This window comes from Terrabacter sp. NPDC080008 (assembly GCF_040702505.1).
Classification (GTDB): domain Bacteria; phylum Actinomycetota; class Actinomycetes; order Actinomycetales; family Dermatophilaceae; genus Terrabacter.
This window is the reverse complement of sequence record NZ_JBFBLC010000003.1, coordinates 314,525-338,734: the sequence shown is the minus strand read 5'-3', so window position 1 is coordinate 338,734 and position 24,210 is coordinate 314,525. Positions and strand designations below refer to the sequence as shown.

The 24,210-nt window shown below is 72.7% G+C and carries 21 protein-coding genes and 2 tRNA genes; 9 read left to right on the top strand and 14 right to left on the bottom strand.

Annotated features, from left to right (window positions below):
- Positions 1–1,443, bottom strand: a complete 1,443-nt coding sequence (leuC, locus tag AB0316_RS11745; RefSeq protein WP_366273193.1) for a 3-isopropylmalate dehydratase large subunit — start codon at positions 1,441–1,443, stop codon at positions 1–3.
- Between the two features lie 153 nt (positions 1,444–1,596).
- Here leuC and AB0316_RS11740 point away from each other — a divergent pair, with 153 nt between their 5' ends.
- Positions 1,597–2,349, top strand: a complete 753-nt coding sequence (locus AB0316_RS11740; RefSeq protein WP_366273192.1) for an IclR family transcriptional regulator — start codon at positions 1,597–1,599, stop codon at positions 2,347–2,349.
- 8 nt (positions 2,350–2,357) lie between these two features.
- Here the strand turns inward: AB0316_RS11740 and AB0316_RS11735 are convergent, their stop codons facing one another.
- On the bottom strand, positions 2,358–2,693 hold the full coding sequence (locus tag AB0316_RS11735) for a hypothetical protein (RefSeq protein ID WP_366273191.1): 336 nt from the start codon (positions 2,691–2,693) through the stop codon (positions 2,358–2,360).
- Positions 2,694–2,811: 118 nt separating this feature from the next.
- A complete protein-coding gene (locus tag AB0316_RS11730; protein WP_366273190.1) occupies positions 2,812–3,639 on the bottom strand; it encodes a formate/nitrite transporter family protein in 828 nt (275 codons plus the stop codon).
- A gap of 206 nt (positions 3,640–3,845) precedes the next feature.
- Between AB0316_RS11730 and AB0316_RS11725 the strand changes: the two genes are divergently transcribed.
- From AB0316_RS11725 to AB0316_RS11715, 3 genes are all read left to right on the top strand, one after another.
- The gene (locus AB0316_RS11725; RefSeq protein ID WP_366273189.1) at positions 3,846–4,874 is read left to right on the top strand and encodes a L,D-transpeptidase family protein; all 1,029 of its coding nucleotides are present in this window, start codon (positions 3,846–3,848) and stop codon (positions 4,872–4,874) included.
- 63 nt (positions 4,875–4,937) lie between these two features.
- Entirely contained in the window at positions 4,938–5,945 is a 1,008-nt protein-coding gene (fgd, locus tag AB0316_RS11720) for a glucose-6-phosphate dehydrogenase (coenzyme-F420) (RefSeq protein ID WP_366273188.1), read from the top strand.
- Positions 5,946–6,118: 173 nt separating this feature from the next.
- Positions 6,119–8,257 (top strand): DUF2156 domain-containing protein, encoded by a 2,139-nt coding sequence (locus tag AB0316_RS11715; protein WP_366273187.1) that lies wholly within the window; start codon positions 6,119–6,121, stop codon positions 8,255–8,257.
- Here AB0316_RS11715 and AB0316_RS11710 read toward each other — a convergent pair.
- The 9 genes from AB0316_RS11710 to AB0316_RS11670 form a co-directional block, all read right to left on the bottom strand.
- The gene (locus AB0316_RS11710) at positions 8,242–9,963 is read right to left on the bottom strand and encodes an alpha/beta-hydrolase family protein (protein WP_366273186.1); all 1,722 of its coding nucleotides are present in this window, start codon (positions 9,961–9,963) and stop codon (positions 8,242–8,244) included. The two genes, AB0316_RS11715 and AB0316_RS11710, sit on opposite strands and share 16 nt — an antisense overlap.
- Before the next feature lie 133 nt (positions 9,964–10,096).
- A tRNA-Glu gene (locus AB0316_RS11705) sits at positions 10,097–10,169 on the bottom strand.
- A gap of 91 nt (positions 10,170–10,260) precedes the next feature.
- Positions 10,261–10,332: transfer RNA gene (locus AB0316_RS11700), tRNA-Gln, on the bottom strand.
- Positions 10,333–10,390: 58 nt separating this feature from the next.
- Positions 10,391–11,143 (bottom strand): HAD family hydrolase, encoded by a 753-nt coding sequence (locus tag AB0316_RS11695; protein WP_366273185.1) that lies wholly within the window; start codon positions 11,141–11,143, stop codon positions 10,391–10,393.
- Positions 11,140–11,790: a GNAT family protein gene (locus tag AB0316_RS11690; protein ID WP_366273184.1), complete on the bottom strand. Its 651-nt coding sequence runs from the start codon at positions 11,788–11,790 to the stop codon at positions 11,140–11,142. Before AB0316_RS11690 ends, AB0316_RS11695 begins: the two co-directional genes overlap by 4 nt.
- Before the next feature lie 11 nt (positions 11,791–11,801).
- Positions 11,802–13,436 (bottom strand): glutamate--tRNA ligase, encoded by a 1,635-nt coding sequence (gene gltX / locus AB0316_RS11685; protein WP_366273183.1) that lies wholly within the window; start codon positions 13,434–13,436, stop codon positions 11,802–11,804.
- Positions 13,437–13,552: 116 nt separating this feature from the next.
- Positions 13,553–13,723 (bottom strand): hypothetical protein, encoded by a 171-nt coding sequence (locus AB0316_RS11680; protein WP_366273182.1) that lies wholly within the window; start codon positions 13,721–13,723, stop codon positions 13,553–13,555.
- A 26-nt stretch (positions 13,724–13,749) separates the two neighbouring features.
- Positions 13,750–14,529, bottom strand: coding sequence for a fumarylacetoacetate hydrolase family protein (locus AB0316_RS11675; RefSeq protein WP_366273181.1), 780 nt, complete (start codon positions 14,527–14,529; stop codon positions 13,750–13,752).
- A gap of 51 nt (positions 14,530–14,580) precedes the next feature.
- Positions 14,581–16,116 carry a phospholipase D family protein gene (locus AB0316_RS11670; RefSeq protein WP_366273180.1) on the bottom strand — a complete coding sequence of 512 codons (1,536 nt, stop codon included), beginning with the start codon at positions 16,114–16,116 and terminating at the stop codon, positions 14,581–14,583.
- A gap of 116 nt (positions 16,117–16,232) precedes the next feature.
- On the opposite strand from AB0316_RS11670, the gene AB0316_RS11665 reads away from it, so the two are divergent.
- Positions 16,233–17,117, top strand: coding sequence for a 3-methyladenine DNA glycosylase (locus AB0316_RS11665; protein WP_366273179.1), 885 nt, complete (start codon positions 16,233–16,235; stop codon positions 17,115–17,117).
- 141 nt (positions 17,118–17,258) lie between these two features.
- Here AB0316_RS11665 and AB0316_RS11660 read toward each other — a convergent pair whose 3' ends face one another.
- On the bottom strand, positions 17,259–17,816 hold the full coding sequence (locus AB0316_RS11660) for a TetR family transcriptional regulator (RefSeq protein WP_366273178.1): 558 nt from the start codon (positions 17,814–17,816) through the stop codon (positions 17,259–17,261).
- A gap of 120 nt (positions 17,817–17,936) precedes the next feature.
- On the opposite strand from AB0316_RS11660, the gene bioB reads away from it, so the two are divergent.
- Genes bioB through bioD form a run of 4 tightly spaced genes read left to right on the top strand, consistent with a single transcriptional unit; the run spans position 17,937 to position 22,353 of the window.
- On the top strand, positions 17,937–19,010 hold the full coding sequence (bioB, locus tag AB0316_RS11655; RefSeq protein ID WP_366273177.1) for a biotin synthase BioB: 1,074 nt from the start codon (positions 17,937–17,939) through the stop codon (positions 19,008–19,010).
- Complete coding sequence (locus AB0316_RS11650) at positions 19,003–20,343, top strand: adenosylmethionine--8-amino-7-oxononanoate transaminase (protein WP_366273176.1); 1,341 nt, start codon at positions 19,003–19,005, stop codon at positions 20,341–20,343. The genes bioB and AB0316_RS11650 overlap by 8 nt, the downstream gene beginning before the upstream one ends.
- Positions 20,340–21,644: an 8-amino-7-oxononanoate synthase gene (locus tag AB0316_RS11645; protein ID WP_366273175.1), complete on the top strand. Its 1,305-nt coding sequence runs from the start codon at positions 20,340–20,342 to the stop codon at positions 21,642–21,644. Before AB0316_RS11650 ends, AB0316_RS11645 begins: the two co-directional genes overlap by 4 nt.
- Positions 21,637–22,353: a dethiobiotin synthase gene (bioD, locus tag AB0316_RS11640; protein WP_366273174.1), complete on the top strand. Its 717-nt coding sequence runs from the start codon at positions 21,637–21,639 to the stop codon at positions 22,351–22,353. Before AB0316_RS11645 ends, bioD begins: the two co-directional genes overlap by 8 nt.
- Here bioD and cimA read toward each other — a convergent pair.
- Complete coding sequence (cimA, locus tag AB0316_RS11635) at positions 22,332–23,912, bottom strand: citramalate synthase (protein ID WP_366273173.1); 1,581 nt, start codon at positions 23,910–23,912, stop codon at positions 22,332–22,334. The genes bioD and cimA overlap by 22 nt on opposite strands.
- Positions 23,913–24,210 lie beyond the last annotated feature (298 nt).

Genomic DNA, 24,210 nt, shown 5'->3' with positions numbered 1-24,210 from the left:
TCAGGCCTCTCCGGTGGTGGCGGACGCGAGCTCGCCCGGCAGGTGCGCGGCGTCGAGGTCGGCCGGGCTGGACAGCGTGCCGCGGACGGCCGTCGCGGCGGCCACGAGCGGGCTGACGAGGTGGGTGCGCCCGCCCTTGCCCTGGCGGCCCTCGAAGTTGCGGTTGGAGGTCGACGCGCTGCGCTCGCCGGGGGCGAGGGTGTCGGGGTTCATCCCGAGGCACATCGAGCAACCGGGCAGGCGCCACTCGGCACCGGCGGCGGTGAACACCTTGTCGAGCCCCTCGGCCTCGGCCTGCAGGCGCACCCTCGCCGATCCGGGCACGACGAGCATGCGCACACCGTCGGCGACCCGGTGGCCCTGCACGACCGCGGCGGCAGCGCGCAGGTCCTCGATGCGGCCGTTGGTGCACGAGCCGACGAAGACGGTGTCCACCTTGATGTCGCGCAGCGGGGTGCCGGGCTCCAGACCCATGTACGCGAGGGCGTTGGCGGCAGCGAGACGCTCGCTCTCGTCGGCGAACTCGTCGGGGTCGGGCACCGACGCCGAGAGGGGCAGGCCCTGTCCGGGGTTGGTGCCCCACGTGACGAAGGGCGTCAGCGAGGAGGCGTCGATGTCGACCTCGGCGTCGAAGACCGCGTCGTCGTCGGTGCGCAGCGCCGTCCACTCGGCGACGGCGGCGTCCCAGTCCTCGCCCTGTGGGGCGTGCGGCCGACCCCGGAGGTAGTCGAAGGTGGTCTGGTCGGGGGCGATCATGCCGGCGCGGGCCCCGGCCTCGATCGACATGTTGCACACCGTCATCCGGGCCTCCATCGAGAGGGCCTCGATGGCCTCGCCGCGATACTCGATGACGTAGCCCTGGCCACCGCCCGTGCCGATCTTGGCGATGACGGCCAGGACGATGTCCTTGGCCGTGACCCCGTCGGCCAGCGTGCCGCGCACGTTGACGGCCAAGGTGCGGAAGGGCTTCAGCGGCAGGGTCTGGGTGGCGAGCACGTGCTCGACCTCGGAGGTGCCGATGCCGAACGCCAGGGCCCCGAAGGCACCGTGGGTCGAGGTGTGGCTGTCGCCGCAGACGACGGTCATACCGGGCTGCGTGAGGCCCAGCTGCGGGCCGACGACATGGACGATTCCCTGCTCGGCGTCGCCCATCGGATAGAGGCGCACGCCGAACTCCTCGCAGTTGCGGCGCAGTGTCTCGACCTGGATCTTGGAGACGGGGTCGGTGATCGGCCCCGGCGTGGTCGGGACGTTGTGGTCCTCGGTCGCGAGGGTGAGATCGGGCCGGCGCACGGGGCGAGCGGCGAGCCGGAGCCCGTCGAAGGCCTGCGGGCTCGTCACCTCGTGGAGGAGGTGGAGGTCGATGTAGAGCAGGTCCGGCTCCCCCTCGGCGCGGCGGACGACGTGTGCGTCCCAGACCTTCTCGGCCAGTGTCCCTGCCATGACGTTCCTCTGACTTCCCTCCGCGGCGGCGTTTCCCTGTCTCGAGCCGTGCACCATCGAGGACCCGGTGGCGACATCGCTCTTCCGTCAGCGTGGACCCTTTGTGGCCCAGGCGGCTTGACGTCTCAGACACTGAGACGTCAATATCAGTGCATGGACAATTCTTCTGGGGTCGGGGTTCTCGACAAGGCCGCCACGGTGCTCGGCGCCCTCGAGGCCGGACCGGCCACGCTCGCGCAGCTCGTCGGGGCGACCGGCCTCGCCCGCCCGACCGCCCACCGCCTCGCGGTGGCGCTCGAGCACCACCGTCTCGTGTCGCGCGACATGCAGGGGCGCTTCGTGCTCGGCCCCCGTCTCGGCGAGCTCGCCTCGGCCGCAGGCGAGGACCGCCTGCTCGCGGCCGCCGGCCCGGTGCTGGGTGCGCTGCGCGACCACACCAACGAGAGCGCCCAGCTCTTCCGGCGCCAGGGCGACCAGCGCATCTGCGTCGCCGCGGCCGAGCGCCCCGTCGGCCTGCGCGACTCCATCCCCGTCGGCGCGACCCTGTCGATGCTCGCCGGCTCCGCCGCGCAGGTCCTGCTCGCCTGGGAGGAGCCGGACCGTCTCCACCGCGGCCTGCAGGGCGCCTCGTTCACCGCCACCGCCCTGTCCGGCGTGCGTCGCCGCGGCTGGGCCCAAAGCGTCGCCGAGCGCGAGGCCGGCGTCGCCTCCGTCTCGGCGCCCGTCCGCGGTCCGTCCGGTCGGGTCGTCGCCGCCGTGTCCATCTCCGGACCGATCGAGCGCCTCTCGCGCCAGCCCGGCCGGCTGCACGCCGCGACGGTCGTCGCGGGCGCCAACAAGCTCACCGAGGTCCTGCGCCGCCACCACGCCATGCAGCAGCAGCAACAGCAGCAGCAGAACGCCTGAGGGCCGGGTCAGGCCTGGTGGCGGGCCAGGGCCTCGAAGTTCTCGTAGAGCGCAGGCTCTGAGAGCTTCTTCCGGAGCTTCAGCGCTGCCGGCCCCACTCGCGACCACAGCCCCGAGACCCACAGCCAGTCGAGCACCAGCGCGGTGTCGAGGAGTCCGTTCTTGGTGAGGGTGCCGATGGTCTCCCCCCAGGTCAGGACCCGGGTGACCAGCGGGTCCTCGACCGAGGCTGCCTCCGGGTCGAAGTCGTCGGCCCACACTGCGTGTTGGGCCTCCTCGAGCCCCATCGCGGATCCCCACTGCGCCAGCTGGACAAGCAGAACACCGTCTTCACGACTCGCCACAAGGTCCTCCTCGACACGAACACGACCCCTGCATCGACGGTACGCGCCGGCTCACCGTCGCGCAGCGCTTCGACGGCGAGGGTCTCCGCACCGGGAGACCCAACGGGCGGGCCGGCCCTCAGCCGACCTCGTCGGTCTCGCGGCTCTCGGCGACCCGGTGCGGCACCCGGAGCAGGCGGATCCCCGTGACGAGCACGAGCCCACCCACCAGGTTGCCGAAGACCGACCAGCCGAGCGCACCCAGCCAGTCGAGGTAGCCGTAGTCCGCGCGGCCGGTGAGGAGTCCGGCGAACATCAGGATCGAGTCGAGCACCGAGTGGAAGAGCTGGGCGCCGACCAGCACGAACGACATCAGCACCGCGGGCACCACCTGCACCCCGAGGCTCTCGGTCGCGTGCTGCATCCGCGTCAGGAGCGTGATCACCGCGCCGGCCAGCACGGCGAGGAAGAACGAGCGCCACGAGACGCCGAGGTGCGCATAGTGCGAGCCCGCCTTGACGGCCGCCTCGTGCACGTCGGGGAGCGCCACCACGATCATCCCCGCCATCGCGAAGCCGCCGACGAGGTTGGCCGCCAGCGTCACGGCCCACAGGCGGACGAGCTGCACGACGGTCCCCGACCTGGCGACCACCGAGATGACGGGCACGAGGAAGTTCTCGGTGAACAGCTCGCTCTTGGCCAGCAGCAGGGCCACGAAGCCGATCGTGAACGCCATCGAGGCGAGCAGGGAGCTGCCCGTCCTGGCCTCCACGACGAGGTAGATCAACACCCCCACCGCGACGTCCACTCCGCCGAGCAGCCCGGTCGACAGCAGGGGCAGCAGCGGCCGGTCCAACCGCTGGTGACCCTCGGTGACGAGGCGCTCGTACGCCTCCTCCACCTCCGGCTCGGATCGGGAGCCCTTGGGCGCGGCGACGTCACGGAATCCTCCGGACGGCCGGCTCATCGACGGTGACCGGGGCGGGATGCGAGCGGGCTCATGACGGCACGCTATCCGCCCGGGCGGGCATGGACGGCCGGGGCGATCGCACAACGGATCGGTCACGATCGGCCGACCGCGCCGTGCTCGGACAACCTTTGCGCCCCTCGTCGCGTCACCCTCATTGCAGTGCACCGACGCACGGCACGTCTCGTCTCAGACAAGGGGTCACGATGCAGGCAGCCACCACACCGCTTCCCACGGCAGGCGGCCGCCGCCGTGCCCTGCTCCTCGGGGCACTCCTGAGCAGCTCGGTCGCCCTCGTCGCCACGACGAGCGCCTGCGGCCCCGAGCAGGCTTCGGGCGTCGCAGCCACCCGGGTGGGCCAGACGGCGAGCACCGCACCGGCCCCGTCGACCCCGTCGACCACGGTCACCACCGCCGCTCCCAGCGCGCTCCCGACGGAGGCGGCGCCCGAGGCGAGCCCGACCCCCTCGCCGAGCACACCGCATACGCCCCCCTCGACGACAGCGACGCCGACGGCCGTCCCCGCGACGTCCCAGTCGCCCACTCCGACCGCGACGGCGACGCCGCCGAAGCCCGCGCCGGTCGTGCTGCTGCGGGCCGGTGACGCCGGACCCAAGGTGCGCGCGCTGCAGGCGCGGCTGCGCCAGATCGGCTGGTTCTCGGGCGACGTCGCCGACCGCTACGGCTCGCTGACCACCACGGCCGTCAGCGGCTTCCAGGCCAAGCGCGGCCTCGAGGCCACCGGCACGCTCGACGAGGTCACCTGGGCCCGGCTCGTCTCGATGACGCACGCCCCCACCGCCGACGAGCTGGCCAACGTCAAGCCGAAGCCGGTCGAGACCAAGCCGCAGAACGGCGCCTGGGACGTCGACCCGCGTTGCTTCAAGGGCCGCGTCATGTGCGTCAGCAAGACGACCCGGATGCTGACGTGGGTCGTCGACGGGGTGCCGCAGTACGGCTTCGACGTGCGGTTCGGCAGCGACGAGCTACCCACCAGGGAGGGCGTCTTCCCGGTCTACAAGAAGCAGGTCGACGTCATCTCGAACCTCTACCACACGCCCATGCCGTACTCGATGTTCTTCTCCGGCGGCCAAGCCGTGCACTACTCGTCGAACTTCGCGCGGCTCGGCTACGCCGGTGCCTCCCACGGCTGCATCAACGTGCGCGACAAGGCGCTGCTGGTCCGGCTCTACGACGAGGTGCGCATCGGCGACAAGGTCGTCGTCCACTGGTGAGCGGGCCTCCCGGCACCCGGACGTAGGCTGACGGGGTTCACTCCCCCGAGCGAAGGAGTCGGTGTGCTCAAGGTTGGTTGGAAGGCGTCCGCGGAGCAGTTCGGTCCGCGCGACCTCGTCACGTATGCCGCTCAGGCCGAGGAGCTCGGGCTCGACTCCGTCTTCATCTCGGACCACTTCCAGCCGTGGCGCCACCAGGAGGGGCACGCCCCCTTCGCGATGAGCTGGCTGGCGGCCGTGGGCGAGCGCACCGAGCGCATCCAGCTCGGCACGTCGGTCATGACGCCCACCTTCCGCTACAACCCCGCGGTCGTGGCCCAGGCCTTCGGCACGCTGGGTGCCCTCAACCCCGGACGCATCGTCCTCGGCATCGGCACGGGCGAGGCCCTCAACGAGGTGGCCGTCGGCGCGTCGGGATCCCCGTGGCCGGAGTTCAAGGAGCGGTTCGCGCGGCTGCGCGAGGCCGTGACCCTGATGCGCAGACTGTGGACCGAGGAGCGCGTCGACTTCGAGGGCGACTACTACCGCACCCACGCCGCCACCGTCTACGACCGCCCCGACCAGCCGATCCCCGTCTACGTCGCGGCCGGCGGGCCGCTCGTCGCGCGGTATGCCGGCCGGTCGGGTGACGGGTTCATCTGCACCTCCGGGAAGGGCCGGGAGCTCTACGAGGACAAGCTGCTCCCCGCCGTCGACGAGGGGCTCGAGAAGTCGGGCCGCACCCGAGACGACATCGACCGCATGATCGAGATCAAGCTGTCCTACGACCGCGACCCCGGGCAGGCGCTGCACAACGTCCGGTTCTGGGCTCCCCTGTCGCTGACCGCCGAGCAGAAGCACGGCGTCGACGACCCGGTCGAGATGGAGCGCCTCGCCGACGAGCTGACCGACGAGGAGATCGCCAAGCGGTGGATCGTCACGAGCGACCCCGCCGAGGCCGTGGACGCGGTGCGGCAGTACGTCGACTGGGGGTTCGACCACGTCGTGTTCCACGCCCCGGGCCACGACCAGGGCCGCTTCCTCGAGCAGTTCAGCGCAGACGTCCTCCCAGGCCTGCGCGAGCTCGGCTGAGCCACGCCGGATCCCGCGAGAGCGGTCCGCACGCCTGCGCCGGCCACTAGCATCCTGCCTGTTGGGCGGGGGTCCACCACCGAGAGGTAGGGGGGCGGGTGGCGACGTCGACGGGGACCGGAACGGCACAGACGGCGCAGGCACGCGCGGACACGGGGCGGCGGAGGCCCACGGTGCCGGGCCTCCGCAGGCTGTCCCGGCCGGCTCGGCTGGCCCGAAGAGTCCCCTTCACGCTGGCCGTCGTCGGGGTCATGGTCGTGCTCGCTCTCGCGACCGGCTCCCTGTGGTCGCCGCTGGGTGAGCGTGACCTCCTGCAGGTCGTCGGCTACGGCCTCCCGGCGCTGCAGGCCGGGCGCTGGTGGACACCCCTGTCCGGCGCGTTCTTCGCCATGGTGCCGGCGCAGTACCTGCCCGTCGCCGGTGGGGCGCTGCTGCTCGTCGGCTGGTCGGAGCTGCGCCTGGGCACGCGACGGGTCGCGGGAGCCGCGATCGCCGGTCACCTCGTGGCCGTGTTGGGGGCTGCGGCAGTGGTGTTGGGCCTGTCCCGGACCTCGTGGGACTGGGCCGCCCGCACGGCCGGCACTCTCGACGTCGGTTTCAGCGGCGGGGCCCTCGCCGCGCTGGCCGCCGCGAGCGTCACGCTCCGGCCGCCGTGGCGGGCGCGGGTGCGGCTCACGCTGGTCCTGTATGCGGTCGTGTCCCTGCTGTACGTCGGCCTGCTGTGGGACCTGGAGCACCTCCTCGCCGTCGCCACCGGTCTCGCGGCAGGACCGTTCCTCGTGGGTCGCCGGCCGCGGGTGTCCCGACCTGCCTTCACCCGGCACGAGTGGCGCGTCCTCGCCTCGACGCTGTTCGTCGTGCTGGCCGCCGTCCGCGTGGTGCTCTACTTCCTCCCGTCGGACGGGCCGCTCGGTGCCACGACGAGCGACGCCGACGCCTCGAGCGTGCTGGTCGGTGCGGCGCTGTCGCTGGCGCTGGCCTGGGGCCTGAAGAGCGGCTCCCGCAGGGCGTGGCAGCTCGCGGTCGCCCTCGCGGTCGTGGCGGTGGTCTCCGACCTCGTGCTGCTCGGCCTGCAGGTCCTGGCCCCCGAGCGTGTCGGCCCTCGCGGCGACCTGTCCTCGTCTGTCCCGCAGCTCGCCGTCGACGCCCTGCTGTGGCTGGTCCAGCTCACCGTGCTCGTCGTCGGCCGGTCCGCCTTCCGGGCCCGGTCCGGCGCCCACGGCCGGGCCGGTGCCACGGACGCCCACGACCACGACGTCGTGACGACCCTGCTGCGCACCCACGGCGGCACCACCCTGTCGTGGATGGGGATGTGGCCGGACAACCGGTGGTTCATCCTCCACGGCCCGGACGGTGCCCCCACCGGCTATGTCGCGTTCCAGCTGCACCGTGGAACGGCGATCGCGCTCGGCGATCCGGTGGCCGCGGACCCGGCGACGAGGGCGGCGGTGCTCCAGGCGTTCGTCGACGACCAGGAGGGCGCGGGCCACCAGGTCTGCTGCTTCTCCGTCACCCGGGAGGTCGCCGACTGGGGGCGCGCCCACGGGTGGCGCGACGTCGTCGTGGCGGAGGAGGCGGTCATCGACCTGGCCGGGCTCGAGTTCACGGGGCGGTCGTGGCAGAGCGTGCGCACGGCCCTCAACCGCGCCGAGAAGGAGCGGGTGGCCTACCTCGAGGGACGGCTCGCCGAGCTGCCGAGGAGTCTCGTCTCGCAGGTGCGGGCCATCTCGGAGCTCTGGGTCGCCGACAAGGCGCTGCCGGAGATGGGCTTCACCCTGGGCGGTGTGGACGAGGCCCTGGACCCCGCCACCCGGGTCGGGCTCGCTGTCGACGCCTCGGGGACGGTGCAGGGCGTGACGTCCTGGCTGCCGGTCTACTCGGCCGGTGGCGTCGTGCGCGGGTGGACCCTCGACCTCATGCGCCGGCTGCCCGACGGCTTCCGTCCCGTCACGGAGTTCCTCATCGCCAGCGCCTGCCTGTCGTTCCGGGAGCAGGGCGCCGAGGTGGTGTCGCTGTCCGGTGCGCCGCTCGCCCACGCCGGGAGCGGAAGCATCGACCAGGCCACCCTCGAGCGGCTCCTCGACCGGCTCGGCACGGCGATGGAGCCGCTCTACGGCTTCCGCTCCCTGGAGATCTTCAAGCAGAAGTTCCGCCCCCGGCACGAGCCGGTCCACCTCGTGTTCGGCGACGAGGCGGCGCTCCCCCGCATCGGCCTGGCGCTCACCGCCGCCTACCTCCCCGGCGCCTCGGTGCGCGAGCTGGCGCGCGCGACCCTGCGCACGCGTACGTCCGCGGGTCAGTCACCTCGGTAGGGGCGCTTCTCGAGCACCGAGGCGAGCGCGGCCGTCCTGGCGGCGTCCCACCCCGGCGGGTTCGTCACGCCGACCCACGACTCGAGGTTGGCGGTCACGGTGTAGAGGTGGCCGTATCCCCAGGGGATGCTGCCGGCCCCGGGCAGGTCGAGGAGCACCTGCCACATGGTCACGAGCGGGAACCACCCCATCCGCGGCGAGACGTCCGGCCCGCGCTGCCCGTTGGCCAGCCACTCCGGTGAGGAGAAGGCGAGGGTCGGTGAGAAGAAGACGATGGGGTCGCTCGCGTGCTGCAGGTAGACCACGCGCGTCGGCCCCCACGGCGCCGAGCCACGGTCGAGGCCGTTCTCCTCTGCGGTGAAGCGCACCGTGCGCCCCTGCTCGTAGACGGGCAGGTATGCCGGACTGCCCGGCTCGCGCTGCGCCGTGATCCGGGCGTGCAGCTCGTTGACGAACGTCGGGCCGACCATGAGAGCACCGTTGATCGGCTCGTTGATGATGTTGAGCGAGCTGAGGATGCTCTCGACGCCCAGGGAGCCGAGCGAGAGGCCGTAGAGGTAGAGCCGGGGCCGGCCGCCCGCCGGCAGCGTCGACCAGTACTGGTGGATGGTGTCGAAGACGACCCGGGAGGTCTCGCGCACCGCGTCCTGGTCGGCGAGCAGCGAGATCCACGAGGGCAGGTAGGAGTACTGCACCCCCGCGATCGCCGTGTCGCCGTTCCAGAGGAACTCGAGCGGGTCGGTCCCGTTCTGGTCGAGGAAGCCGGTGCCGGTCGTGGTCGCGACGACGAGGACCTTGCGGTGGAAGGCGCCGGTGCGCCTGAGCTCGTCGAGCACGAGGTCGGCGCGCTTCTGCACGGTGTCGGCCGACTTCAGGCCGACGTAGACACGGATCGGCTCCTTGGCCCCGCCGCCGTTGACCGCATCGAGCTCGGCGACGGTGGGGCCGCCGCCGACGAAGTAGCGGCCCTGCCGGCCCAGCAGCCCCCACGGCGACAGCGACTGCGGGGAGCCGGACCGCTCGGGGCGAAGCGGCCGGTGCATGTCGGCGGCGACGAGGCTGTCGCGGGGCGCGAAGATGTCGTTGGCGACCCGGAAGAAGCCGTTGACCAGCACGCCCGTCAGCAGCGACCACAGCAGTGCCAGGAGCAGGGCGAGGCCCACGACGACGGCGATCCGTCGCGGGAGCAGCCGCCCGAGCCAGCGGAACACCGTGTCGAAGAGCAGGCGCAGGCTGCGGGCCACGATGAGGATGAGCACCGCGAGCGCCGCGGTCACGACGATGATCACGGGCCAGACGCTCGGAGAGGCCGGCCGCATGCCGTAGAGCGTGCGGATCTCGTTCTGCCACCCGACCTGGCGCCAGCCGGTGAACACGGCCGCCCACAGCCCCAGCCCGACGAACACGGCCACGAGGATGCGGTGGGCGCGCCCGGGAATCGACGGGATGCCGAGGTAGTGCCAGACGGCCTGGGCCGCGGCGCCGAGGCCGTAGCCGATCATCACGGTGACACCCGAGACGATGCCCTGGACCAGCGGCGCCCGCGGCAGCAGGGACGGCAGCAGCGACAGGGCGAAGAACCACGCGGCGACCGTGAGTCCGACACCCGAGAAGGTGCTGTCCAGGACGCGGCGGGGCGAGCCGAGTCCGACGTGCCAGGACGGACGGCGGCGGCTCACCGCCACGGCGGCGCCTGGTGCCGTCATGCCGACTGCTCCTCGGTCACGTCACCCCTGACGAGCGCCAGCATAGGCCGCGACCGGTGGCACCGACCCCGGGATGCACGAAGACCCCGGTCCAGGTGGACCGGGGTCTTCAGCTGCTCCTGCGAGCATCACGTAGCCCCGACGGGATTCGAACCCGCGCTACCGCCTTGAGAGGGCGGCGTGCTAGGCCGCTACACAACGGGGCCGTGAGCGGTGCCGAGCGGACTCGGCACGAGAAGAAACCTTACCGTGAAGGCGGGATTTCTCCGAATCGGACCACGTTGCCGTGGACCAGAGCTGGGGTACCAGGACTCGAACCTAGAATGACGGAACCAGAAACCGTAGTGTTGCCAATTACACCATACCCCAAGGGGTTTCACTCCCGGCGGCGCCTTGCGGCCCCTACGGGGTGAACCGAATGGGAATACTACCGGTCCCCGCTCGGTGGCCCAAATCGGCCATCGAGCGCCGCCGTGACCTCGCGCAGGCTGCGCACCGAGGCCACCTGCTCGGGCGTCCCGCGCCCCTCGCGGTCGAGCCAGACGGCGCGCAACCCCGCCGCCTGCGCCCCGAGGACGTCCCAGGCGAGGCTGTCGCCGATGCACACGACCCTGTGCGGCTCACCGTCGAGCAGTCGGCACGCCTCGAGGTAGACGCGCGGGTCGGGCTTGCCGAAGCCGAGGGTGTCGGTCGTCACGACGACGTCGAAGCGGTCGGCCAGCCCCAGGGCCTCGAGCTTGACCGTGGTGGGTGCCTGCGCCGAGTTCGTGAGCAGGCCGACGGGCAGGCCGTGCCGCTCGGCTGCGGACAGCAGCTCGGGGACGTCCGGGAAGAGTCGCTGGGCGGCGCGGAAGGCCGGCGCATACGCCTCCTCGTACGCCACGTGGCCGCCGTCCGGGACGTCGAGGCCGAAGGCCGTGGCGACCTCCTCGAGCCGCGCTGCCCTCATGTGGTCGAACGGGACGTCCCCGGCGGCGTAGCGGGGGAACCAGCGCTGCGGGTCGTCGTAGTAGCGCTGCGCCATGGCCTCGTGCTCCGCCTCCCGGTGCGGCCAGAGGGTCGCTGCGGCACGGGTGCCCGCCGTCACCATCGCACCCCGCGTGTCGACGATCGTGTCGTCGACGTCCAGGAGCAGGGCGCGGGTCTCGGCGAGGAGATCGTGCAGGGACAAGGGGCTCACTCCCGGGTGTCGAGGCCGAAGAAGGGCAGCGCCGGTTCGACGCCGGTGACGGTGGTGCCCTGCGCCCGCCCGGAGTGCACCCACGCCGCGCGTTCGAGGCGGACGTGCTGGAGCGGCTCCCCGGAGTGCTCGAGCACCGATCGGTGGCTCTCGCGGTAGCCCAGCGCCCGCGAGACGCCGAGGGACGCGGCGTTGTCGACCACCGCCGAGCTGATGGCCGCCCGGGCACCGAGCGGGCCGAACGCGAGGGCGAGCACCGCGGCGCGCATCTGCGTGCCGAGGCCCCGGCCGCGGGCGGCGGACACGAGCCACGAGGAGGAGTCGACGGTCCGGTCCGCCCGCCAGTCGGGCCCTTCGAGCCACTGGACGCCGAGGACGTCGTCCGAGCGGGCGCTCCGGACGACGAAGGGCAGCGCCCAGTCGTCGGGCGACCACATGCCGAGGGCGCGCCAGTAGGCCTGCGCCACGACGGCGCGCCGGTTGGCGCGCGCGTCGAGGCCGGCATACGTCGTGGCGTGCGGGTTGAGCTGGAGGTCGTCGGGCACGAGCGTGACCAGGGTGGGCAGGTCGCCCTCGGTCATGACGCGCAGGTCGAGGTCACCCGTGCGCAGCCGTATGCCGTGCAGCGGCCAGAACGCGCCCCCCAACCCGGCGGCCCTCAGAGCGAGTCGCGCAGCGAGCCCAGGCGGGCCAGCGTCGAGGTCTTGCCGAGGATCTCCATCGACTCGAACAGCGGCGGTGAGATGCGCGCCCCGGAGACGGCCGTGCGCAGCGGGCCGAAGGCGAAGCGCGGCTTGATGCCGAGTCCCTCGACGATCGCGGTGCGCAGCGACTCCTCGATGCGGGCGGCGTTCCAGTCACTGTCGCTGCCGAGGAGGCCGGTGCCCTGGTCGTCGATGTCGCCGAGGACCTTCAGGGCGGCGTCGAGCACGGCCGGCGCATCGTCCTTGAGCTGGGCGCGGGCGTCGTCGTCGATGACGAGCTCGTCGTCCGCGACGAAGAAGGGGCGCACGAGCGCCGGCGCCTCGGTCAGGAGCGCGATGCGCGTCTGGATGAGCTCGGCGATCGCCTTGAGCCGCGCCAGCTCCCCCAGCGACTGCGTCTCGCCGAGCACTCCGGCGTCGACGAGGTAGGGCAGCAGCCGGCCGGCGAAGTCCCCGAGGTCGAGAGAGCGGATGTAGACGCCGTTGAGCCAGTCGAGCTTCTTGAGGTCGAAGATCGGGCCGATCGGGTTGACCTTGGCCCAGTCGAACGTGGCGCTGAAGTCCTCGAAGGTGAAGACCTCGACGTCGGCGCCCTCGGCGTCCTGCTGCGGCGGGTAGGCCAGCAGGGCGAGGAAGTTCACGAGCGCCTCGGGCAGGTAGCCCTGCTCGCGGAACCACGTGAGGCGCGCGGCGGGGTTCTTGCGCTTGGAGATCTTCGACTTGTCGGTGTTGCGCAGCAGCGGCATGTGCGCGAACTTCGGCGGGGTGAGGCCGAGCCAGCGGTAGAGCAGGATGTGCTTCGGCGTCGAGCTGATCCACTCCTCGCCGCGGACGACGTGCGTGATGCCCATGAGGTGGTCGTCGACGACGACCGCCAGGTGGTAGGTCGGGAAGCCGTCGGCCTTGAGGATGACCTGGTCGTCGGGGCGCGGCGCCGAGACCTTGCCGCGGATGACGTCGTCGAAGACGAGCGGCACGTCCTCGGGGATGAGCATCCGCACCACGGGCGTCTCGGTGAAGCCGGGCAGCGCGGCCCGCTCCTCACGGGTCTTGCCGACGCACAGGCGGTCGTAGCCCGTCGGCTGCTTGGTCTTCTGCTGCACCTCGCGCATCTGGTCGAGACGCTCGCGCGAGCACCAGCAGTAGTAGGCGTGGCCGGACTCGATGAGCCGCTCGACGTACGGGCGGTAGGTGTCGAGCCGCTCGGACTGCCGGTAGGGCGCGAAGGGGCCGCCGATGTCGGGGCCCTCGTCCCAGTGCAGGCCGAGCCACGCGAGGGTGTCGTAGAGCTGGGCCTCGGAGTCCTCGCGGAAGCGGACGCGGTCGGTGTCCTCGACGCGCAGGACGAACTGGCCGCCCTGCTGCCGCGTGAAGGCGAGGTTGAACAGCGACATGTAGGCGGTACCGACGTGCGGGTCGCCGGTCGGCGAGGGGGCCACGCGGGTGCGGACCGGGCCGGAGCCGTCGGAGGTGGAGACCCGCTGCGCCGCCTCGGTGCGGACCTCGACCTGCGTGGGGTCGAGTGCGTCGGAGACGGGGGTGCTGGCGGGGGAAGACGGCATACCGGTGCTGCTGCTGTTGTCGCTCATGGTGCGACCAGCCTAGTGGGAGCCCCGGCGGGCGGTCCCCGCCGGGCGGGACGCGACGGCGCCGCCCGGCCGATGCCGGGCGACGCCGTCGCTGCGCCCCTGGGGCGCTGGGTGGGTCAGCGCTGCACGGCGCCGGGAGGTCCCTCGATGTCGTCGTGCTTCGCGTCGTAGGTCGCGTCCGCGTCGGGCCCCTGGTCAGGCGCACCGGGACGGGCGTGGCGGCCGACGTAGCCCTCGTCCTGGGGCTGCTCGGCGGCTTCGGCGGCGTTCGTGTCGTCGTTGCTCATGGCCTCGACCCTAGCGGCGCAGCGGGTCAGCGCCGGACGAAGGTGTTGGTGAGCGAGCCGATGCCGGCGATGTCGACGGTGACCTGCTGGCCCGCCTCGACGAGGCCGACGCCGGCGGGCGTGCCGGTCAGGATGACGTCGCCGGGCAGCAGCGTGAAGGCGGCCGACGCGTACTCGATCACGGAGGCGATGCCGTGGATCATGTCGGCGGTCGTGCCGTCCTGCCGCACGTCGCCGTCGAGGGTGGTGACGATCTTGAGGTCCGACGGGTCGAGCTCGGTCTCGACCCAGGGACCGAGCGGGCAGCTGGTGTCGAAGCCCTTGGCGCGCGCCCACTGGCCGTCGCTCCGCTGCCAGTCGCGGGCAGTGACGTCGTTGGCGATCGTGTAGCCGTAGATGCACTCGGCGGCGTTCTCGGCCTTGACGCCCTTGGTGATCGTCTTGATGACGACGGCGAGCTCGCCTTCGAAGGAGATCTCGCTGCTGCCGGCAGGCAGCACCACCGGGTCGAAGGGCCCGACGACGGCCGTGTTCGGCTTGAAGAAGAGCATCGGCTCGGTCGGGGCCTCGCCGCCCATCTCCTTGGCGTGGTCGGCGTAGTTCTTGCCGACGGCCACGATCTTCGAGCGCGGGATCACCGGCGCCAGCAGGCGCACGTCCTCCAGCATGACGGGCGGCTGCCCGCTGGGCTGGAGCCCGACGTAGAGGGGGTCTCCGGCGAGCGGCGTGATGACCTCGCCGCCGGGGTCGCCCTGGACGATGCCGTATGCCGGGTCGTCCCCGGTCGTGTACCTCGCGATGCGCACGGGCCCCACCCTACGACCGGCCGCCGTTCGGGGTGTGTCGAGGTCCGCGGGTCAGAACGTGCGGCGCAGGCGCAGACCCAGCGGTCGGCCGTCGGGGTCGTAGACGAGGCGGTAGAGCGGGTCGGCCCACAGCCGGGTGAGCCGGCTCTGGTCGGGCCGGTCGAGCGGGCGCAGCTGGCCGGCCGGGCGGGGTGAACCGGCGGGGGCACGGTGCCAGCCGGCCAGCGCGGCGGCACTGTCGGCATACGCGTCGAAGTGGTCCTCGAGCGCGAGATCGCCCTCGACGCCGAGGTGCTCGCGGGCGAGCTCCTGCCGCAGGTCGCGGGCGAGCCCCGGGTGGGCGACGGCCGCGGACAGCTCCGAGTCGTGGGTCCACGAGCGCCGGTTGAAGTTGTCGGAGCCGACGGTGACCCACTCGTCGTCGACGACGCAGACCTTGGCGTGGACGTAGACCGGTGTGCCAGCCGCGTTCTCGACGCCGTAGACACCGACGCGCCCGGGCGCGGCGGCGTGCAGACGGTCCAGCAGGCGCGCGCGGCTGACCAGGTTGGGGGCGTAGCTCATGGCGCCGTCCTGGTCCGGCTGGTGCGGGAGCACCGCGACGAGTCGCAGGTCGGGCGACCGGCGCAGGGCGGCTGCGAGGAGCGCACCGACCTCCTCGGACCAGAGGTACTGGTCCTCGAGGTAGATCAGCCGCTCCGCCCTCGAGAAGGCCTTGGCGTACGCGCGGGCGACGCTGCGCTCCCCGCGCGGCGCGAAGGGGTAGCCGCCCAGGCGGTGGCCGTAGGTGCGCAGCACCTGGACGGGGTGCGGGCCGGTGGGTGCGGGGTCCGGCTGCTGCGGCGGCAACGGGCGGCGCGACTGGCCGTCACCTCGGAGCCGGTCCATGGTCCATCGGATCGGTGACCGGCTCAGGGCCTGCGGGTCCTCCCACCGCTCGCGGAAGACGGCCTCGACGTCGCCCACGACCGGGCCGGTGAGGGCGAGCTGGACGTCGTGCCAGGGCGGCCGGGGACCGTAGACCTTCGCCATGGTCTGCGGCTGCGGGTCACCGGCGTGGGTGGCGTCGTCACGGCGGCTGTGGCACAGGTCGATCCCGCCGAGGAAGGCGATGTCCTCCTCGGGCCGGCCGGGGTGGCGCAGCACGACGAACTTCTGGTGGTGCGAGCCGCCGAGGCGCACCCGCATGTCGAGGACGCACTCTCCCCCGGCGGCGTTGATGTCCTCGCCGAGGTGACGGTTCTCGTCGGCCGAGAAGGCGAGCCTGTCCCAGTGGGAGCGCCAGATGAGACCGCGCACGTCGACGCCACGACGGGCCGCCTCGGCGAAGAGCCCGGCGACCTCGCTGCCCGCCTCGCCGGTCAGCCGCTCGTCGGGATCGCCCCGCCAGTCGACGAAGAGCAGCAGGTCGCCCGGCTGCATCCGCGAGACCCGCTCGGTGAGTGCGCTGAAGTAGGCCTTGCCGTGGACCAGCGGCGTGACGAGGTTGCCCTCGGTCCAGGCGCGCCCGTCGGGGTGGCGGCTGTCGAGGCGCGTCGAGGGGTTGCCCCGCTCGTGGGCGGTGAGGTACCACTCGGCGGGGCGCACAGGAGCGAGCGTATGCCGTGGGCCGGGGCTGCGGCAGTCTCCCGCGTCCGGGTCGGGTCGGCCACTGGCGCGCCGGCTGTTGCCGGGGCGGCCGTCGGCTCGCCTACCCTCGTCGGGTGCACGTGATGAGTCAGGACGAGTGGCGGGAGCGGACGGCAGCGCACGAGTCGCGGGTCGACGCCGTCACTGCCGCGCACCTGGCGCGGCGACGTGACCACCGCAAGCACCCCGTCGAGGACTTCCTCTTCACGTACTACTCCTTCAAGCCGGCTCAGCTGCGCCGCTGGCACCCGGGCGCCGGGGCGGCTCTCGCCGGTGCCCATGAGGCCCCGCAGGCCGCCTGGCGGTTCTACGCCGCCGAGCGCGACCGGGTGGCCGTCGACGTGGACGCGTTCGTGGCCGCGCGTGGCGACACGCTGCGGTTCGTGCGCGAGCTGCTCGTGCGCACCGCCGGGCGACCCGCCCGGTTCGGCTGCTTCGGCCTGCACGAGTGGGCGATGGTCTACCGGCTCGACCCCTCGGACGTGCGGCACTCCGGGTGGCCGCTGCGGCTGGGAGCGTCCGGCACCGACGCGGTCGTCGAGAGCCACCAGGTGGCGTGCTCGCACTTCGACGCCTACCGCTTCTTCACACCCGAGGCGGCGCCGCGGAACGCCCTGAGGCCGACGCGGGAGAGCCAGCCCGACCTCGAGCAGCCCGGCTGCCTGCATGCCGGAATGGACCTCTACAAGTGGGCCCACAAACTGGTGCCCGTCGTGCCGAGCGACCTCGTCATGGACTGCTTCGAGCTCGCCCGGGACATCCGGTCGCTCGACATGCGAGCCGCACCCTACGACCTGCGCGAGCTCGGCTACGAGCCGGTGCGGATCGAGACGCCGGAAGGCAAGGCGCAGTACGCCGCCGAGCAGCGCGGCTTCTCCGAGCGCGGCCAGCTGCTGCGCGCCCGGCTCGTCGAGGCCATCGACCGCGCCGACTCCCTGGCCTCCCCGACCCCCGCCTGACGCCGCCGGACGCGACCCGCCCCCGGTCGCAGCGGTTCGCCTCCACAAGGCGCCAGATGCGCCCTTGTCGAGACATCTTGGGGCTCCGAGCCACGACAACCGACCACGTGGTCGATATCCGAGGCGGTCGCGGCGAGGCGGTCAGTGAGACCGCTCGATCCCTCTGATGACGACGGCCAGGCCAACCTCGAACGCCTTCGCCTCGCTCGCCGGGTCGGGCGGCGGCAGGTCAGGGTCGCCCAACGCCGCCAGGCCACGGTTCTGCTGACCCCCGATGGACCCGAGGACGTGGTGCACCACGAGGGCGGCCACCTCGTCGCGCTCGGAGGCCGGCGCCCCCGCGTCGTGGACCAGGCGGGCGACGTCCCGCAACGCTCGAGTCGCACCGGGGTCGACGGCATACGCCATCCCGACGACGTCGGCCGCGTCGGGCACCTGCACGAGGGCGTCGCGCACCGCGACGCACAGGCCCGCGAGCGCCTCCGCCGGCGGGTGCCCCTGGGGCGCCGGCGGGATCTCCGACAGCAACGCGTCGGCCACCTCGACGAGGAGCTCCTGCTTGTTGGCCACGTGCCAGTAGAGCGCGCCCGGGGCCACTCCGAGCTCCCGGGCGAGCCGCCGCATCGTCAGGTCGCCCAGACCGTAGCGGCGCAGCAGCCCCACAGCGGTGGCCACCACCTCGTCCCGGCTGAGTGCCATGCGCTGCCCCTGACCCCTGCGGCCCTCGGTGGACCTCGTGTTGACAGCCGAGCGTAGCGGCTCGGCATACTGAACACCGTTCAGTTGAACACCGTTCAACCCCTCGCGCAAGGAGATCGCATGACGAGCCGGTTCGACGACCTCGCCGACACGGTGCTCGCCGGCACTCCGGTCACCGAGGAGCACGCCCTCGACGTCCTGCGCGCGAGCGACGACGAGCTGCTGGACGTCGTCGCCGCGGCAGCACGCCTGCGGCGCAAGCACTTCGGCAACACCGTCAAGGTCAACTACCTCGTCAACCTCAAGTCCGGGCTGTGCCCCGAGGACTGCCACTACTGCTCGCAGCGACTCGGGTCGCAGGCCGACATCCTCAAGTACACCTGGCTCAAGCCGGACGAGGCCGTCGAGCAGGCGGCCGCAGGCCTCCGCGGTGGCGCGACCCGCATCTGCATGGTCTCGAGCGGTCGCGGACCCACCGACCGCGACGTCGAGCGCGTCGCGGGCATGGTCGGCGCACTCAAGGCCGAGCACCCGGGCGTGGAGGTGTGCGCGTGCCTGGGCCTGCTCAAGGACGGCCAGGCGCAACGCCTGCGAGCCGCTGGTGTCGACGCCTACAACCACAACGTCAACACCGCCCAGTCGCACCACGACCAGATCGTCACCAGCCACGCCTACGCCGACCGTGTCGAGACGGTGACCCGGGCGAAGGCGGCTGGCCTCTCCCCCTGCTCGGGCCTCATCGCCGGCCTCGGCGAGAGCGACGAGCAGCTCGTCGAGGCGCTCCTGGCGCTGCGCGACCTCGGCTCCGACTCCATCCCGGTCAACTTCCTCATGCCCTTCGACGGCACGCCCCTCGAGGGCACGTGGGAGCTGACCCCAGGGCGGTGCCTGCGGATCCTCGCGATGGCCCGCTTCGTCTGTCCCGACAAGGAGATCCGCGTCGCCGGAGGCCGGGAGATGCACCTTCGGTCGCTGCAGGGACTGGCCCTGCACGTCGCCAACTCGATCTTCCTCGGCGACTACCTCACCTCCGAGGGACAGGCCGCCGAAGCCGACCTCGAGCTCATCCGCGACCACGGCTTCGTCGTCCTCGGCGCGACGCCGTCCGCCGAGACGGGACCGGCCACCGCGTCGGGCCACGACCCGGCCAAGCGCCGGCGAGGCGCGGGCACGGACGTCCCGGCCAATGCCTGACCCGGCCGGCTCACCCCTCGCCGCTCGCGACGGCGGGCTCGTCTGGCACCCCTACGCCCCACTGGACGGCCCCCTGCCGTATGCCGTCGAGGGCGCCGCAGGTGTCCGCCTGACCCTCACGGCCCCGGACGGGGAGCGACTCGAGGCCGTGGACGCGATGGCGTCGTGGTGGTGCGCCGTCCACGGCTACCGCAACCCGGTCCTCGACGCGGCCGCCCACGAGCAGCTGGACCGCTTCAGCCACGTCATGTTCGGTGGGCTGACCCACGAGCCGGCGGTGCGCCTCGCCGAGCGGCTCACGGCCATCGCACCCGGGCCGATGGCGCACGTCTTCTTCGCCGACTCCGGCTCGGTGTCGGTCGAGGTGGCCCTGAAGCTGTGCCTCCAGTACCAGGCGGCGCGTGGACGACCGCGACGACAGCGCTTCCTCACGGTGCGTGGCGGCTACCACGGCGACACCTTCGCCGCCATGAGCGTGTGCGACCCCGTGGACGGGATGCACTCCGCCTTCCCCGGCGCCCTGGCCCGCCAGGTGTTTGCACCCAGGCCGCCGGCCGCGCGCCTGGTCGCGACGCCGATCGGCGAGAACCGCTGGGAGTGCGACGAGCTCGCGCTGCAGGCGTGGGAGGCGGAGGTGCGGTCGCTCGCCGACGCGCACACCGACGAGCTCGCGGCCGTCGTCGTCGAGCCGGTCCTCCAGGGCGCCGGCGGCATGCACGTCTACCACCCGCGCTGCCTGCAGGTGCTCCGCGAGGTCGCCGACGACCACGGCCTGCTGCTCGTCGTCGACGAGATCGCCACCGGGTTCGGCCGCACCGGCCGCCTCTTCGCCTCGGAGTGGGCCGAGGTGTCACCCGACGTGGTGTGCGTCGGCAAGGCGCTGACCGGCGGCTACCTCTCGCTGGCGGCGGTGCTCGCGACCCGACGCGTCGGCGAGGCGATCACGCGTTCCGAGTTCCGCGCACTGCTCCACGGACCGACCTTCATGGCCAACCCGCTCGCCTGCGCCGTCGCGAACGCCTCGGTCGAGCTGGTCGAGAGCAGCTGGAAGGACGACGTGGGCCGCGTCGCGCGCGTCCTGACCGAGCACCTGTCACCCGCCGCCCGGCTGAGAAGCGTCGCCGACGTGCGCACGCTCGGCGCCGTCGGAGTCGTGCAGCTCACCTCTCCCGTCGACGTCGCCCGCGTCACCGCGGCGGCGCTGCGACGCGGGGTCTGGGTGCGCCCGTTCCGCGACCTCGTCTACACCATGCCGCCCTACGCCTGCAGCGACGACGACGTGCGCCTCGTCGCGCAGGGCATCGTCGGCGCCGTCGCGGAGGTGCACGGATGAGCGGCTGGGACCGGTGGCTGGAGCAGCGGGACGAGCGGCGCAGGAGCGACGGGATCGACCGCCTCGACGCGATTCTGCGCCAGGGCGGCCCCGAGTCGGAGTCCCGGGATCCGGTCGACCTCGCCTCCAACGACTACCTCGGCCTGTCGCGCGACCCGCGCGTCGTGGCCGCCGCCCACGAGGCGCTCGCCCGCTACGGCGCGTCGGCGACGGCCAGCCGGCTCGTCACCGGGACGCTGCCGGTCCACCGGGACCTCGAGGGAGCCCTGTGCCGGCTCACCGGCCGGCCCGCCGCCCTCGCCTTCTCGACGGGGTATGCCGCGAACCTCGGCGTGCTGACCGCTCTCAGTGGCCGCGGCGCCGAGATCCTCCTCGACGCGCACGTCCACGCGTCGCTGCACGACGCGGCCCGCATGTCGCGCGTGCCCTACGAGACGTTCCCCCACAACGACGCGGCCGCGCTCGACCGGGAGCTCGCACGGCGAGCCGGCAGCCGGGTGCTCGTGGCGGTCGAGTCGATCTACTCGGTGCTCGGTGACGCCGCACCGCTGCCCGACCTGCTCGAGGTGTGTCACCGTCACGGCGCCCTGCTCGTCGTCGACGAGGCGCACGGCATCGGTGTCGCCGGCCGAGGTCGCGGCCTGGTGCACGAGCTGGGCCTCGCCGGCGCCCACGACCTCGTCGTCACGCTGACGCTCTCCAAGTCCCTGGGCTCGCAGGGAGGTGCGGTCGTCGGGTCCACGGCCGTGCGCCACCACCTCGTCAACACCGCCCGGAGCTTCATCTTCGACACCGGCCTCGCGCCCGCCTCCGCCGCCGCTGCCCGGGCGGCGGCCGAGGTCGTGCTGGACGAGCCGTCGCTCGCCGAAGCGGTGAGGGCCAACGCGCGCACCATCGCCGCCGTGTGCGGCATCGAGCAGGCCGCCGGCGCCGTCCAGTCCATCGCGATGCCCTCGCCCGAGGCCGCCTTCGCCGCGTCGCTCGACCTGCGCGCCGAGGGCATCCTCGTGGGCTGCTTCCGACCACCCAGCGTGCCCGACGGGGTCTCGCGGCTGCGCGTCACTGCGCGCGCCGACCTCCCGGGCGCTGTGCTGCGCCAGGCTGCGCAGCTGGTGGCCCGCCGTGCCGGTGCGCTCGACCCGACCCGGACGGCAGCCACCACCGCGGGGTCACGGGCGGGGGACGCTCCCTCCTCCGCCCGTGGCCTCGTGTCGGTCGTGGCCGGCGAGGACGCGCGCCCTCCCACCGCCTCGGCCCCGACCTCGGCCTCGGCCTCGGACCTGAGCCTCCTCGATGACTGAGGCACCCCTGCCCCGGATCGTCGTCGTCACGGGCACCGACACCGACGTGGGCAAGACGGTGGTCACGGCTGCGGTCGTGGCAGCGGCGCAGGCCACGGGACTGCGCGTGACGGCATACAAACCAACACAGACGGGCGTGGCACCCGGCGAGCCGGGCGACATGGCCGAGGTGGAGCGGCTCACCGGCGCCACGACGTCGGAAGGAGTGCGGCTGCGAGCGCCGATGGCGCCCCGGCCGGCGGCAGGGCTCGAGGGTGCGACGCTGCCGACGCTCGCCGAGCACGTCGGTGCGGTCACCGGCCTGGCGGCGCGGACGGACCTCGTCGTCGTCGAGGGCGCCGGCGGGCTGCTCGTGGAGCTCACCGAGGCCGCGGAGACCCTTGCCGACCTAACGGCGTGCCTGCCCGACGCAGGCGTCCTGATCGTGGCGCGCAGCGCTCTCGGCACGCTCAACCACACGATGCTGACACGGGAGGCCCTGGCACACAGGGGGATCCCCCAGCTCGGGGTGGTCATCGGCGCCTGGCCGGACGAGCCCGGCATCATCGAGACGACGAACCGCGACTACATCGCCGGGCTGCCCGAGGGGCTGCTCGGCGCCATCCCCCTGGGCGCGCCTCGGTCGAGCGCCGACGCCTTCCGGGCGAGCGCCCCGACCTGGCTGCCCGGGATGGCCACCCGACTGGCTCAGCGCCGCGGCACACCCTGACGGAGCAGACCGTGGACGATGCCGTCGGTGAGCGCCCGCCACGAGGCGGCGAGGATCGAGCCCGCGACCCCGATGGTGTCCCATGACGTCTCGCCGTCCGAGGTCTCGATGAGCACCCGGGTCACTGCATCGGTGCCGTGCGAGGCGTCCAGGATGCGCACCTTGAAGTCGATGAGCTCGATCTTCTCGATCTCGGGGTAGGCCCGGGTGAGGGCCTCGCGCAGCGCGTGGTCGAGGGCGTTGACCGGGCCGTTGCCCTCGCCGGTGGCGATGAGGCGGGCACCGCCGGCCCGCAGCTTGACGGTGGCCTCGGAGGTGGCGTCCCCCTCCCCCGACGAGTCGGTGATGACCCGCCACGACTCCACCTCGAAGTAGTCGGTGCAGCCGGGGTCGAGCGCCTCGCGCAGCATCAGCTCGACCGTCGCGTCGGCCGCGTCGAAGGTCCAGCCGCGCAGCTCGAGCGCCTTCACCTCGGCGAGCACCGACGCCACGATGTCGGGGCGGTCCGACACGTCGAGACCCGCTTCGCGGGCCTTGAGCTCGATGCTGGCGCGTCCGGCCATGTCGGAGACCAGCGTGCGCATGCCGTTGCCGACGAGCGCCGGGTCGAGGTGCTGGTAGAGGTCGGGGTCGACCTTCAGGGCGCTCGCGTGCAGCCCGGCCTTGTGCGCGAAGGCGCTGGCCCCGACGTAGGGCTGGCGGCTGTAGGCCGGGACGTTGGTGACCTCGCTGATGGCGTGCGCGATGTGCGTGGCCCGCTGCAGGGACGTGGGGTCCATCGCCTCGAGGCCCAGCTTGAGCTGCAGGTTGGCCGCCACGGTGATGAGGTCGGCGTTGCCGGTGCGCTCGCCGTAGCCGTTGACGGTGCCCTGCACGTGGGTGGCACCGGCACGCACCGCGGCGACGGAGTTGGCTGCGGCGCAACCGGTGTCGTTGTGGCAGTGCGCCCCGATACGGGCACCGGTCGAGGCGATGACGTCGGCGACGACCTCCTCGACCTGGTGCGGCAGCATGCCGCCGTTCGTGTCGCAGAGCACCACGACCTCGGCGCCGGCCTCGTGCGCGGTGCGCACCACCGACAGGGCGTAGTCGCGGTCGAGGCGCCAGCCGTCGAAGAAGTGCTCGCAGTCCACGAAGACCCGGCGTCCGGCCGCGACGAGGTGGCTGACCGTGTCGCGCACCATCTCGAGGTTCTCCTCGAGCGTCGTGCGCAGGGCCCGCTCGACGTGCCCGGTGTGCGACTTGGCCACGAGGCAGACGGTGGAGGCCCCCGAGTCGAGCAGGGCGCGTACGAGGGGGTCCTGGGCCGCCGAGCCACCGGCGCGCCGGGTGGCGCCGAAGGCCGCGAGCGTCGCGTGCCGCAGCTGCAGCTCGGTCTGCGCGCGCTCGAAGAACTCGGTGTCCTTCGGGTTCGCGCCCGGCCAGCCACCCTCGATGAAGTCGACCCCGAGATCGTCGAGCAGCGCGGCGATGGCGAGCTTGTCCGACACCGACAGGTTGAGACCCTCCTGCTGGGCGCCGTCGCGCAGGGTGGTGTCGTAGACGTGCAGCGCTTCCATGACCTTCATTGTCCTCGATCTCGGGGATGCGGCCGACCGCCGTCAGGGGCGGTCGGCGCGGGTTGTGGTCTCGCGTCCCGGTCTCTTCTCTTGTGGCGGCGGCCGGGGTGGTGGCCTTCGCGCGTCTCCCTCGGGGGTGTCTCGGGAAACAAAAAGACCCCCCAGGGTTGGGAGGTCTGCGCGACGAGGGGTGCTCGTCGCGCTATTCGATAATGAGGGTGCCGGTGGGCACGGGTCGCTTCATCACCCGCTCACCGTAGGGGTCAGCGACGGCGCGCGGCACCCCGGGTCCGGATGG